Source organism: Angustibacter aerolatus, from assembly GCF_054776675.1.
Genome location: NZ_BAAHBM010000006.1, coordinates 47359 through 60507, shown reverse-complemented (window position 1 = coordinate 60507; position 13149 = coordinate 47359). Strand labels below are relative to the sequence as shown.

11 protein-coding genes are annotated in these 13149 nt (G+C 73.6%); 6 read left to right on the top strand and 5 right to left on the bottom strand.

Annotated elements, in window-relative coordinates; all coding sequences use genetic code 11:
* The first annotated feature begins 205 nt into the window (after nt 1-205).
* From tkt to pgl, 6 genes are all read left to right on the top strand, one after another.
* Complete coding sequence (gene tkt, locus ACYVI6_RS02835; RefSeq protein WP_460444912.1) at nt 206-2401, top strand: transketolase; 2196 nt, start codon at nt 206-208, stop codon at nt 2399-2401.
* A gap of 150 nt (nt 2402-2551) precedes the next feature.
* Complete coding sequence (tal, locus tag ACYVI6_RS02830) at nt 2552-3661, top strand: transaldolase (RefSeq protein ID WP_460444911.1); 1110 nt, start codon at nt 2552-2554, stop codon at nt 3659-3661.
* A gap of 35 nt (nt 3662-3696) precedes the next feature.
* Nucleotides 3697-5355, top strand: a complete 1659-nt coding sequence (locus ACYVI6_RS02825; RefSeq protein WP_460444934.1) for a glucose-6-phosphate isomerase — start codon at nt 3697-3699, stop codon at nt 5353-5355.
* Entirely contained in the window at nt 5352-6893 is a 1542-nt protein-coding gene (gene zwf / locus ACYVI6_RS02820) for a glucose-6-phosphate dehydrogenase (RefSeq protein WP_460444910.1), read from the top strand. Before ACYVI6_RS02825 ends, zwf begins: the two co-directional genes overlap by 4 nt.
* Complete coding sequence (locus tag ACYVI6_RS02815) at nt 6890-8185, top strand: glucose-6-phosphate dehydrogenase assembly protein OpcA (RefSeq protein ID WP_460444909.1); 1296 nt, start codon at nt 6890-6892, stop codon at nt 8183-8185. The genes zwf and ACYVI6_RS02815 overlap by 4 nt, the downstream gene beginning before the upstream one ends.
* Entirely contained in the window at nt 8182-8970 is a 789-nt protein-coding gene (gene pgl, locus ACYVI6_RS02810; RefSeq protein WP_460444908.1) for a 6-phosphogluconolactonase, read from the top strand. Before ACYVI6_RS02815 ends, pgl begins: the two co-directional genes overlap by 4 nt.
* 338 nt (nt 8971-9308) lie before the next feature.
* Here pgl and ACYVI6_RS02805 read toward each other — a convergent pair whose 3' ends face one another.
* From ACYVI6_RS02805 to gap, 5 genes are all read right to left on the bottom strand, one after another.
* Nucleotides 9309-9659: an RNA polymerase-binding protein RbpA gene (locus ACYVI6_RS02805; protein WP_460444907.1), complete on the bottom strand. Its 351-nt coding sequence runs from the start codon at nt 9657-9659 to the stop codon at nt 9309-9311.
* 52 nt (nt 9660-9711) lie between these two features.
* Entirely contained in the window at nt 9712-9957 is a 246-nt protein-coding gene (secG, locus tag ACYVI6_RS02800; protein WP_284287084.1) for a preprotein translocase subunit SecG, read from the bottom strand.
* 98 nt (nt 9958-10055) lie between these two features.
* Entirely contained in the window at nt 10056-10907 is an 852-nt protein-coding gene (tpiA, locus tag ACYVI6_RS02795; RefSeq protein ID WP_460444906.1) for a triose-phosphate isomerase, read from the bottom strand.
* Nucleotides 10908-10946: 39 nt separating this feature from the next.
* On the bottom strand, nt 10947-12134 hold the full coding sequence (locus ACYVI6_RS02790; protein WP_460444905.1) for a phosphoglycerate kinase: 1188 nt from the start codon (nt 12132-12134) through the stop codon (nt 10947-10949).
* On the bottom strand, nt 12134-13138 hold the full coding sequence (gap, locus tag ACYVI6_RS02785; RefSeq protein WP_460444904.1) for a type I glyceraldehyde-3-phosphate dehydrogenase: 1005 nt from the start codon (nt 13136-13138) through the stop codon (nt 12134-12136). Before gap ends, ACYVI6_RS02790 begins: the two co-directional genes overlap by 1 nt.
* Nucleotides 13139-13149 lie beyond the last annotated feature (11 nt).

Sequence of the window (13149 nt, the reverse complement as noted above, 5' to 3'; positions counted from 1 at the left end):
CGCCGTTCCGCCCGATCCTACCGCCGCCCTCACCGGTCCCCGGTGCCAGGCACCAGCAGGTGCGCCGTCGGTGGGCAGGACTAGGCTCGTCGCGAACGGGCAGCGCCGCCTCAGGACCACTCGAGCTCGTGCTCGAGCCGACACACCACCCGCCGGGCCGTCGCACCAACGAGGCGAGCCGGCACCCAGCTGGAGAGGAACCTCTGTGAGCGAGTCCACGACGTCCACCCGAGCGAGCGAGCTCGCCCTGCCGAAGGCCGACGCCGTCGGCTGGGGCGACCTCGACGTGCGCACCGTCGACACCGTGCGGCTGCTCGCCGCCGACGCGGTGCAGAAGGTCGGCAACGGCCACCCCGGCACGGCGATGAGCCTCGCGCCGGTCGCGTACCTGCTCTTCCACGACGTCATGCGGCACGACCCCAGCGACGACCAGTGGCTGGGCCGTGACCGGTTCGTGCTGTCGTGCGGCCACTCGAGCCTCACCCTCTACATCCAGCTGTTCCTCTCCGGCTACGGCCTCGAGCTGTCCGACCTGCAGGCGCTGCGCACCTGGGGCTCCGCGACGCCGGGCCACCCGGAGCACAAGCACACCAAGGGCGTCGAGATCACGACCGGCCCGCTCGGTCAGGGCCTGGCCAGCGCGGTCGGCATGGCGATGGCCGCCCGCCGCGAGCGCGGCCTGCTCGACCCAGACGCCGCGCCCGGCGAGAGCCCGTTCGACCACCACGTCTACGTGCTGGCGTCCGACGGCGACCTCATGGAGGGCGTCACCGCCGAGGCCAGCTCGCTCGCCGGCCACCAGAAGCTCGGCAACCTCGTGGTGATCTACGACGAGAACCACATCTCGATCGAGGACGACACCGACGTCTCGTTCAGCGAGGACGTCGCCAAGCGGTACGAGTCGTACGGCTGGCACGTCCAGAGCATCGACTGGACGGCCGGCGGCACCTACGTCGAGGACGTCGACGCGCTGCACGCCGCGATCGAGGCGGCGAAGGCCGAGACCAGCCGGCCCTCGTTCATCGCGCTGCGGACGATCATCGGCTACCCGGCGCCCACCAAGCAGAACACCGGCAAGGCGCACGGCTCGGCCCTCGGCGACGAGGAGATCGCGAAGACCAAGCAGCTGCTCGGCTTCGACCCCGAGCAGACCTTCGAGGTCTCCGACGAGGTCCTCGCCCACGCCCGCTCGGTGCGCGACCGCGGCCGCGAGCGGCACGAGCAGTGGGAGTCCGACTTCCAGGCCTGGCGCAGCGCGAACCCCGAGCGGGCCACCCTGCTCGAGCGGCTGAGCGGCCCGACCCTGCCCGACGGCTTCGAGGCCGCGTTCCCGCAGTTCGACGCCGACCCCAAGGGCGTCGCCAGCCGCGCGGCGTCCGGCAAGGTGCTCGACGCGCTCGCGCCGATCATGCCCGAGCTGTGGGGCGGCTCGGCCGACCTGGCCGAGAGCAACAACACCACCATGAAGGGCGAGCCGTCCTTCCTGCCGTCCGAGTGGCAGACCAAGGAGTGGGAGGGCGGGCCCTACGGCCGCACCCTGCACTTCGGCATCCGCGAGCACGCCATGGGCGCGATCATGAACGGCATCGCGCTGCAGTCGCTGACCCGCCCGTACGGCGGCACCTTCCTCACCTTCAGCGACTACATGCGCGGCGCGGTCCGGCTCGCGGCCCTCATGCGGCTCGGCGTCACCTACGTGTGGACGCACGACTCGATCGGCCTCGGCGAGGACGGCCCGACCCACCAGCCGGTCGAGCACCTCGCCGCGCTGCGCGCCATCCCGGGCCTCGACGTCGTCCGCCCGGGCGACGCGAACGAGACCGCCTGGGCGTGGAAGACCATCCTCGAGCACCACGACCGCCCGGCCGGCCTCATCCTGTCGCGCCAGGCGCTGCCGACCCTCGACCGCGGTGAGTTCGCCGCGGCGTCCGGCGTCGCCAAGGGCGGCTACGTGCTGGCCGAGGCCGACGGCGGCACCCCGCAGGTGATCCTGGTCGCCACCGGCTCCGAGCTGTCGCTGGCCGTCACGGCCCGCGAGCAGCTGCAGGCCGACGGCGTGCCGACCCGCGTGGTCTCGATGCCGTGCCGCGAGTGGTTCTCCGAGCAGCCGCAGAGCTACCGCGACGAGGTGCTCCCCCCGACCGTGCGAGCCCGGGTGAGCGTCGAGGCGGCCATCGGCCAGGGCTGGCGCGACGTGGTCGGCGACGCCGGCCGCATCGTGTCGATCGAGCACTACGGCGCCAGCGCCGACGCCGCGACGCTGTTCCGCGAGTTCGGGTTCACCCCCGAGCGGGTGGCCGACGAGGCCCGCGCCAGCATCGCGGCCGTCGCGGGCGGCGACGTCCGCCCCGGCGGTGACGTCACGCAGTCCGCGCCGTCCGACGGCAGCATCGGGGCCTGAGCGCGTCGGCGCGGCGCCCGGCACCGGGCGCCGCGCCGCTCGCCGCACCGGCTCGGTCCCCTCCGAGCCACCACGAGCCACCACGAGCCACCACGAGCCACCACGAACAGCGGGCCCGGTCAGCGGGCCCTCGACCCGAAGGAGCACCACATGACCGACGCACTGGGCCAGCTCTCCACCGAAGGCGTGTCCATCTGGCTCGACGACCTCAGCCGCGAGCTGCTCGAGGGCAGCGGCCTGCGCGAGTACGTCGACGGCAAGCACGTCGTCGGCATCACCTCCAACCCGACGATCTTCGCCAGCGCCCTGTCCAACGGTGAGCGCTACAACCAGCAGGTCGCCGAGCTCGCGGGCCGCGGGGTCGACCTGGAGCGCGCCGTCTTCGAGATCACCACCACCGACGTCCGGTCCGCCTGCGACGCGCTGCGCCCGATCTACGACGCGACCGACGGTCTCGACGGCCGGGTGTCGCTGGAGGTCGACCCGCGGCTGGCGAAGGACACGGACAAGACGGTCGAGACCGCGAAGCTGCTGCACGCCGAGGTCGACCGGCCCAACGTCATGATCAAGATCCCGGCGACCGTCGAGGGGCTGCCGGCCATCACGCAGGTCACGGCCGAGGGCATCAGCGTCAACGTGACCCTGATCTTCAGCCTGGACCGCTACCGGGGTGTCATGAACGCGTACCTCACCGGCCTGGAGCAGGCCCGCGAGGCCGGCAAGGACCTGTCGCAGATCCGCAGCGTCGCCTCCTTCTTCATCAGCCGCGTCGACTCCGAGGTCGACGGCCGGCTGGACGCGATGGGCACCGACGAGGCCAAGGCGCTGCGCGGCAAGGCGGCGCTGGCGAACGCCCGCCTGGCCTACCAGGCGTACGAGGAGGTCTTCTCGACCCCCCGCTGGCAGGTGCTCGCCGACGACGGCGCGCACACCCAGCGCCCGCTGTGGGCCTCGACCGGCGTCAAGGACCCGGCCTACCCCGACACCATGTACGTCACCGAGCTGGTCGCGCCGAACACCGTGAACACGATGCCCGGCAAGACGATCGACGCCGTCGGCGACCACGGCGAGGTGCACGGCGACACGATCCACGGCACCTACGACGAGGCGCGCGCGCAGCTCGACGCCCTCGAGCGCCTCGGCGTCTCCTACGCCGAGGTCACGGACCAGCTCGAGCGCGAGGCCGTCGAGAAGTTCGAGAAGAGCTGGGGCGAGCTGCTCGAGACCGTGCAGGGCGAGCTGCAGAAGGCCGCCAAGTGAGCGCCGCCGACGCCGGGCGCCCCGGCTCCGGCTGGTTGCTGGCCTGGGCCGGTGACGACGGTGCGGCGCAGCTGGAGGTGACGGCCAGCGGTGACGCCGCCGTCGCCGTGCGCACGCACGTGCCGCAGCTGGTCGCCGACCAGGTCGCGTCCAAGCTGTTCGCCCAGGACGCCACGCTCTGGGGCCCGGACGCCGAGTCCGAGTCGGCGATCCGGCTGTCCTGGACCGGGCTGGCCCGCTCGTCCCGGCCGCTCGTGGGCGAGATCGCCGCGATCCGCGAGGAGCTGCAGGCGGCCGGAGTCGACCACGTGGTGCTGGCCGGCATGGGCGGCTCGTCGCTGGCTCCCGAGGTCATCTGCGCCACGGCCGGCGTGCCGCTGACCGTGCTCGACAGCAGCGACCCCGACCAGGTGTCGGCCGCCGTCGCCGAGCACCTCGAGCGCACGGTGCTCGTGGTGTCGAGCAAGTCCGGCGGCACCGTCGAGACCGACAGCCAGCGCCGCGCCTACGAGGACGCCTTCGCGAAGGCGGGCATCGAGGCCACCGGTCGCATCGTCGTGGTCACCGACCCGGGCTCCCCGCTCGAGCAGAGTGCCCGCGAGGCCGGCTACCGCGTCGTGCTCGCCGACCCGAACGTGGGCGGCCGCTACTCGGCGCTGACGGCCTTCGGCCTGGTGCCGAGCGGCCTGGCCGGCGTCGACGTCGGCGCGCTGCTCGACGAGGCCGAGTCGGTCACCGACCTGCTCGCCGACGACGGCGAGGGCAACCCCGGCCTGGTGCTCGGGGCCGCGCTCGGCGGCACGTCGCCGCTGCGCGACAAGATCGTGCTCGCCGCCGACGGCACCCCGCTCGCCGGGTTCGGCGACTGGACCGAGCAGCTCATCGCCGAGAGCACCGGCAAGCTGGGCACCGGCGTGCTGCCCGTGGTGGTCGAGGGCCCGCAGGCTCCCGAGCTGCAGCAGCGCGCGGCCGACGTGCTGCCGGTGCGCCTGGTGTCCGGGGCCGACGAGACCGGTGACGAGGCCGACGGCAGCGAGTCGAGCGACCCGCTCACCGAGGTCACCGTCGCCGGCACGCTCGGCGGGCAGCTGCTGCTGTGGGAGGTCGCGACCGCCGTCGCCGGCCGCCTGCTCGGCATCAACCCGTTCGACCAGCCCGACGTCGAGAGCGCCAAGAAGGCGGCCCGCAGCCTGCTCGACGGCACCCCCGACGACACCCCGGCGGCGTTCGTCGACGGCGGCATCGAGGTGCGCGGCACCGAGGGCCTGCTGGACGGCGTGAGCGACCTCGAGGGCGCCGTGGCGGCGCTGCTCGGGCAGCTCGACCCCGAGCACGGCTACCTCGCCGTGATGGCCTACCTCGACCGCCTCGTGCAGGCCGAGCTGGCCGACGTCCGGCCGCGGCTGGCCGAGCGCACCGGGCGCCCGACCACCTTCGGCTGGGGCCCGCGGTTCCTGCACTCCACCGGGCAGTTCCACAAGGGCGGCCCCGCGGTCGGCGTGTACCTGCAGGTCACCGGCGCCCCGGCGTCCGACCTCGAGGTGCCGGGCCGGCCGTACAGCTTCGGCAAGCTCATCTCGGCGCAGGCGGCCGGCGACGCCAACGTGCTCGCCGACCACGGCCGTCCCGTGCTGCGCCTGCACCTGACCGACCGCGCCGAGGGCGTGCGGCGGCTGCTGGAGGCGCTGCGTTGAGCCCTGCCCGGGTGACGAAGGACCGCAACCCCCTGCGGGACCCCCGTGACAAGCGGCTGTCGAGGATCGCCGGGCCCAGCAGCCTGGTGATCTTCGGCGTCACGGGGGACCTCGCCCGCAAGAAGCTGCTGCCCGCCGTGTACGACCTGGCGAACCGCGGCCTGCTGCCGCCGGGCTTCTCGCTGGTCGGCTTCGGCCGGCGCGACTGGACCGACGAGGGCTTCGCGCAGGTCGTGCACGACGCCGTCCGAGCGTCGGCCCGCACGCCGTTCCGCGAGGACGTGTGGCGTCAGCTCGCCGAGGGCGTCCGGTTCGTGCAGGGCGGTTTCGACGACGCCGAGGCGTTCGACCAGCTCGCCGAGACGCTGGCCGCCCTCGACGTCGAGCGCGGCACCGGCGGCAACCACGCCTTCTACCTGTCGATCCCGCCGCGCAACTTCGCGCAGGTCTGCGAGCAGCTCGAGCGGTCCGGCCTCGCCGTCGCCGGCGACGACCGGTGGCGGCGCGTGGTCATCGAGAAGCCGTTCGGCCACGACCTGGCCAGCGCGCGCGAGCTGAACGAGGTCGTCTCGCACGTCTTCCCGGCCGACGCCGTGTTCCGCATCGACCACTACCTGGGCAAGGAGACGGTGCAGAACATCCTGGCGCTGCGCTTCGCGAACCAGATGTTCGAGCCGGTGTGGAACGCCCACTACGTCGACCACGTGCAGATCACCATGGCCGAGGACATCGGCATCGGCGGGCGCGCCGGGTACTACGACGGCATCGGCGCCGCGCGCGACGTCATCCAGAACCACCTGCTGCAGCTGCTGGCGCTCACCGCCATGGAGGAGCCGGTCTCGTTCGACGCGCAGGACCTGCGCGCCGAGAAGGAGAAGGTGCTCTCGGCGGTGCGGCTGCCCGACGACCTCGGCGAGGCGACGGCCCGCGGGCAGTACGCCGCCGGGTGGCAGGGCGGGCAGCCGGTGATCGGCTTCCTCGACGAGGACGGCATCCCCAAGAGCACCGGCACCGAGACCTACGCCGCCGTGAAGCTCGAGATCGACACCCGGCGCTGGGCCGGCGTCCCGTTCTACCTGCGCGCCGGCAAGCGCCTCGGCCGCCGCGTCACCGAGATCGCCGTGGTGTTCAAGCGGGCGCCGCACCTGCCGTTCGAGTCGACGGCCACCGAGGAGCTCGGCCGCAACGCGCTCGTGGTGCGCGTGCAGCCCGACGAGGGCATCACCATGCGGTTCGGGTCGAAGGTGCCCGGCACCGCCATGGAGGTGCGCGACGTCACGATGGACTTCGGGTACGGGCACGCCTTCACCGAGTCGAGCCCCGAGGCCTACGAGCGCCTGATCCTCGACGTCCTGCTGGGCGACCCGCCCCTGTTCCCGCGGCACGAGGAGGTCGAGCTCAGCTGGAAGATCCTCGACCCGATCGAGGCGTTCTGGGCGACGCAGGCCCAACCCGAGCCCTACCCCGCCGGCACCTGGGGCCCGGCCGGTTCCGACGAGATGATGGCCCGCGACGGCCGCGCCTGGAGGCTCCCGTGATCGTCGACCTGCCCGGCACGACGACCGCCGCCGTGGCGCGCGAGCTCGTCGACCTGCGGGACGCCGGCGGGGCCATCGCCCTGGGCCGGGTGCTCACGCTGGTCGTCGTGTCCGACGAAGCCGGCGCCGAGGAGGCCATCGACGCCGCGAACGAGGCGAGCCGCGAGCACCCCTGCCGCGTCATCGCCGTGGTGCAGGGCGACCGCCGCGGCGACGACCGCCTCGACGCGCAGCTGCGGGTCGGTGGCGACGCCGGTGCCAGCGAGGTCATCGTGCTGTGCCTGCACGGGCGGCTCACGAAGCACGGTGCCAGCACCGTCACCCCGCTGCTGCTGCCCGACTCCCCCGTCGTGGCGTGGTGGCCCAGCAACCCGCCCAAGGTGCCCAGCCAGGACCCGATCGGCCGGATGGCGCAGCGGCGCATCACGGACGCCGCGACCGCCCGCAACCCGCGCCGGGCGCTGGCCGACCGCCGCGACGGCTACGCCGCGGGCGACACCGATCTGGCCTGGACCCGCGTCACGAAGTGGCGCGGCCTGCTGGCCGCCGCGCTCGACCAGCCGCCGTACGAGTCGGTCGAGCAGGCGACCGTCACCGGCGCGTCCGACTCCGCCAGCACCGACCTGCTCGCCGCCTGGCTGGGCGACCGGCTCGGCTGCACGCTGGTACGTGGACGCGACGGCGCCGGCAGCGGGCTGCACAGCGTACGGCTGCACCGGTCCGGCGGGTCGATCGACCTGGTGCGGTCCGACGGCAGCGTGGCGGTGCTCGTCGCCCCCGGGCAGCCCGACCGGCGCATCCCGCTCCCCCGCCGGCCGCTCGCCGAGTGCCTCGCCGAGGAGCTGCGCCGACTCGACCCCGACGAGACGTACGAGCGCACCCTGCGCGCCGGGCTCGACCGGCTCGCGGCAGGTCGCCAGGTCACCGCGCGACAGGCCGCCGCCGAGGGCACCGGCGTCCAGCCCGGCGCTGCCGCAGCCGCCACGACGAGGGCCGCCAGGCGCACGACGGCGACCGCCGGGGCCGAGACGGCATCCAGCAGCACACAGGCTCAGGGCACGTCGGCGTCGCGCGGCAGCGCGAGCACCAGGTCCGCTACGAGAACCGAGGCAGCCACCGGCACCAGGGCCACGGGCAACAAGGCCTCGGGCACCAGGGCCACGAACACCGAGGCGGCCACGAGGACCACGGCCGCCACGGGCGCGAAGACCGTCGGCAGGACGACGGCACCTGCTGGTGCAGCTGCCTCGAAGCGGACGCCGCGCCGCCGAGCGAACGGAGCATCGTCATGAGCCCTTCCCCCCGCGTCGTGGTGCACCGCGACAAGCAGCTGCTGGTCGAATCGGCGGCAGCGCGACTCGTCACCCGCCTCGTCGACGCGCAGGCGTCTCGCGGCGTCGCCAGCGTCGTGCTGACGGGTGGCGGGGCCGGTACCGGCCTGCTCGCCGCGCTCGCCGCGAGCCCGGCGCGCGACGCCGTGGACTGGTCGCGCGTCGACGTGTGGTGGGGCGACGAGCGCTTCCTGCCGAGCGGTGACCCGGAGCGCAACGAGACGCAGGCGCGCGAGGCGCTGCTCGACCACGTGCCGGTCGACCCGGCTCGGGTGCACGCCATGGGGGCGAGCGACGGCCCCGATGCCGACGTCGACGCCGCAGCAGCCCGCTACGCCGACGAGCTGGCGGCCGCGGCCCGTGCGTCCGGCACCGCCCGCGACACCGTGCCCGCGTTCGACGTGCTCATGCTCGGTGTCGGACCGGACGCCCACGTGGCGTCGCTGTTCCCCGAGATGGCCGGCGTGCACGAGACCGAGCGCACCGCGGTCGGGGTGCACGGGTCGCCGAAGCCACCGCCGCTGCGCGTCTCCCTGACGCTGCCGGCCATCGCGCACGCCGAGGAGGTCTGGCTCGTGGTCGCCGGCGCCGACAAGGCCCAGGCCGTCGGCCTCGCCCTCAGCGGCGCCGGACCGGTGCAGGCGCCTGCAGGAGCGGTCGCCGGCCGACGGTCCACCCTGTGGCTGCTCGACCGCGACGCCGCAACGCACGTGCCAGCCGCCCTCGTGCGCATCGCCAGCGCCTAGGTCCCCAACGCTCCCTGCCGCTGCGGGGCGTCGCGGGCCGCCAGCTGTCGTCCGCAGCAGCCCCGACCGAGCGTGCTGCTCGCCGTACGAGCAGCGCATGCACCGGCCCACGACACAAGGACCCGGACTGCCGAGTTGCCACTTCCGGGGGTCGCCAGGCTCCAGACGACCCCCGAAAACGGCAACTCGGCTGGTGGGACCACGTCGTGCGCTGGGGCGACGTGCCGGTCCTGACGCGCCGGTGCAGACCTCGGCCGGTCCAGAGCCACGAACTTCCCCAGAGACGCCGACGGCGGCGCCCCGTGCGGGACGCCGCCGTCAGCGGTGGTGCGGGTGGGTCAGCGGATGAGGCCGCGACCGCGGAGCTGCTCGAGGGCCTCGTCGAGGATCGCCTTGCCGTCGGTGTCGGAGCGGCGCTCCTTCACGTAGGCGAGGTGCGTCTTGTAGGGCTCGACCTTCGGCGGTGCCGGGGGGTTCTGCTCGTCCTGGCCGGCGGGGAAGCCGCAGCGCGGGCAGTCCCAGGTGACCGGGGCCGAGCTGCCGGACTCCTCGGCGAAGCTGGGGCGCGTCTCGTGCCCGTTCGCGCACCAGTACGAGACGACGAACCGCGGTGCGGCGTCACCCCGCTCGGCCTCGCCCATGGGGCCTGCGCCCACCCGGCTGCCTCGGATCGCGTTGCCGCCAGCCATCACAGACCACCCTTCGTGCCGTCGTCATGGACCTGCACACCGTGCCCACCGGTCATCGGGTGAACCGCTCGATCAGCCCGAGGCCCACGACCGCCGTGATCCACACGAGCGCGATCGTGATGGTGAACCGGTCGAGGTTGCGCTCGGCGACCGACGAGCCACCGAGGCTGCTCGAGACACCGCCGCCGAACATGTCGGACAGGCCCCCGCCCTTGCCCTTGTGCAGCAGGATGAGCAGGACCTGGAACAGGCTGGCGATGACGAGCACCACCTGCAGGGCGATGCGGACTGCGGTCACGAGGAGTCGCTCCGTGCGGGTCGAGGGCGGATCGAGAACGGTCGGACGGGCCGTGGGGCCGGGCGTGCAGCCACCAGGATAACGCGCCGGTCGGGCGCTCAGGAGCCCGACGCGGCGGGGGCCGCCCCGGCGGTCGCACCGGTGCGGTGCGAGTGGTAGCGGCAGATGCTGGCGAACTCGCCCGCCTGCAGGCTGGCGCCGCCCACCAGCGCGCCGTCGACGTCCGGCTCGGCCATGAGCTCGGCGACGTTCGCGGCCTTCACCGAGCCGCCGTAGAGCACGCGGACGGCGTCGGCGACCCCGCCGCTGAACCGCTCCGCCAGGCGGGTGCGCAACGCGGCGCAGACCTCCTGCGCGTCGTCGGCCGTCGCGGTCTCGCCGGTGCCGATGGCCCAGCGCGGCTCGTAGGCGACGACGAGCGTGGCGGCCTGGTCGTCGGTCACCGACGCCAGGGCCGCGTCGAGCTGCGCCAGCACGTGCTCGACGGCGCCGCCGGCGTGCCGCACCTCGAGCGGCTCGCCGACGCACACGATCGGCGTCAGGCCGTGCCGGAGCGCCGCCTGCACCTTGGACCCGACCACCTCGTCGGACTCGCCGTGGTGCTCGCGCCGCTCGCTGTGCCCGACGACGACGTAGGTGCAGCCGAGCCGGGCGAGCATCAGCCCGCTGACGTCACCGGTGTGCGCGCCCTCGTCGTGGGGCGACAGGTCCTGCGCGCCGTACCGGATGTCGAGCCGGTCGCCGTCGACCAGCGTCTGCACGGTGCGCAGGTCGGTGAACGGCGGCAGCACCACGACCTCGACGGCACCGAAGTCGTGCTTGGCGTCCTTCAGCGTCCAGTCGAGCTTCTGCACCAGGTGGGCGGCCCCCACGTGGTCGAGGTGCATCTTCCAGTTGCCGGCCATCAGGGGCGTGCGCCCGCCGGGGGCGGCCGCCTTCGATCGGGACATCGTCGTCCTCCGCGGTCTGGGACGGGCAGGTCGGGTGCGTCAGTCGAGGACGGTGAGGCCGGGCAGCGTCCTGCCCTCGAGGTACTCCAGGCTCGCGCCGCCGCCGGTCGAGATGTGGCCGAAGCCGGCCTCGTCGAACCCGAGGGTGCGCACCGCCGCGGCCGAGTCGCCGCCGCCGACGACGCTGAACGCGTCGGCGTCGACGAGGGCCTGGGCGACGGCACGGGTGCCGTGGCTGTACGGCTCGAGCTCGAAGACGCCCATCGGGCCGTTCCAGAACACCGTGGCCGCCCCGGCGAGCTTCGCCGCGAACGCCGCGCCGGAGTCGGGCCCGATGTCGAGCCCGAGACGGTCGGCGGGGATCTGGTCGGCCGGCACCACGTCGTGCTCGGCGTCGGCCGCGAACGCCGTGGCCGCGACGACGTCGGTGGGCAGCACGATCTCGACGCCCTGCTGCTGCGCGCGCTCGAGGTAGCCGCGCACGGTGTCGAGCTGGTCGGCCTCGAGCAGGCTCTTGCCGACCTCGTGGCCCTGGGCGGCGAGGAAGGTGAACACCATGCCGCCGCCGACGAGGATCTGGTCGGCCAGCCCGAGCAGGTTGTCGATGACGCCGAGCTTGTCGGACACCTTCGAGCCACCCAGGACGACGGCGTACGGCCGCGCCGGGCTCTGCGTGAGCCGCTGCAGCACCTCGACCTCGGCCAGCACGAGCCCGCCCGCGGCGTGCGGCAGCAGCTTGGCCACGTCGTAGACGCTGGCCTGCTTGCGGTGCACCACGCCGAAGCCGTCGCTGACGTAGGCGTCGGCCAGCGCGGCGAGCTGCGCGGCGAACGCGCCGCGCTCGGCGTCGTCCTTGCTGGTCTCCCCCGCCTCGAAGCGCAGGTTCTCGAGGAGCACGACGTCGCCGTCGGCGAGCGCGGCGACCCGCTGCTGCGCGTCGTCGCCGACGGTGTCGGACGCCACGGCGACCGGTGCGCCGAGCAGCTGCGAGAGCCGCTCGGCGACCGGCGCCAGGGAGTACCGGGCCTCGGGCGCGCCCTTGGGCCGCCCGAGGTGCGCGCAGACGACGACCCGGGCACCCGCCTCGCGCAGGCGCTGGATCGTCGGCACGGACGCGCGGATGCGCCCGTCGTCGGTGATCGTCGTGCCGTCGAGCGGGACGTTCAGGTCGCTGCGGACCAGCACGCGCCGCCCGCGCAGGTCACCCAGGTCGTCGATCGTGCGCACTACAGGCTCGCCCCGACCTTCACCACCAGGTCGACGAGGCGGTTCGAGTAGCCCCACTCGTTGTCGTACCAGCCGACGACCTTGACCTGGTTGCCGGTGGCCTTCGTCAGGCCCGCGTCGAAGATGCAGGACGAGGGGTCGGTGACGATGTCGCTGGAGACGATCGGGTCCTCGGTGTACTTGAGGTAGCCCTTCAGCGGGCCCTCGGCGGCGGCCTTGACGGCGGCGTTCACCTCGGCCGCGGTGACCTCGCGCGACAGGTTGACCGTGAGGTCGGTGGCCGAGCCGGTGGGGATCGGCACCCGCAGCGCGTAGCCGTCGAGCTTGCCCTTGAGCTCGGGCAGCACGAGGCCGATCGCCTTCGCCGCACCGGTGGACGTCGGCACGATGTTCAGCGCGGCAGCCCGGGCGCGACGCAGGTCCTTGTGCGGACCGTCCTGCAGGTTCTGGTCCTGCGTGTACGCGTGGATCGTGGTCATCAGACCGCGCTCGATGGTGAACGCGTCGTGGATGGCTTTCGCCATGGGCGCCAGGCAGTTCGTGGTGCACGAGGCGTTCGAGATGATCGTGTGCTTCGCCGGGTCGTACTGGTCGTCGTTGACGCCCAGCACCACGGTGAGGTCCTCGTTGGTGGCCGGCGCGGAGATGATGACCTTCTTGGCACCGCCGTCGACGTGCGCCTGCGCCTTCTGCGCGTCGGTGAAGAAGCCGGTCGACTCGATGACGACGTCGACGCCGAGGTCGGCCCAGGGCAGCGCCTTCGGGTCGCGCTCGGCGAGGACCTTGATCTCCTTGCCGCCGACGGAGATGCCGCCGTCGGTGACCGCGACGTCCTGCTGCAGGCGGCCCAGGATCGAGTCGTACTTCAGCAGGTGGGCCGTGGTCGTGTTGTCGGTGAGGTCGTTGGCGGCGACCACCTCGAGGTCGGCGCCGGACGCGAGCGCGGCGCGGAGGAAGTTGCGACCGATGCGGCCGAAGCCGTTGATGCCGACGCGAACAGTCACGCTGGAGCCTC

Bases quoted from the DNA above. Each gene is read 5' to 3' on its own strand.
- tpiA (WP_460444906.1), bottom strand. From the start codon at position 10,907: ATGTCCCGATCGAAGGCGGCCGCCCCCGGCGGGCGCACGCCCCTGATG.
- pgl (WP_460444908.1), top strand. From the start codon at position 8,182: ATGAGCCCTTCCCCCCGCGTCGTGGTGCACCGCGACAAGCAGCTGCTG.
- ACYVI6_RS02805 (WP_460444907.1), bottom strand. From the start codon at position 9,659: ATGGCTGGCGGCAACGCGATCCGAGGCAGCCGGGTGGGCGCAGGCCCC.
- tal (WP_460444911.1), top strand. From the start codon at position 2,552: ATGACCGACGCACTGGGCCAGCTCTCCACCGAAGGCGTGTCCATCTGG.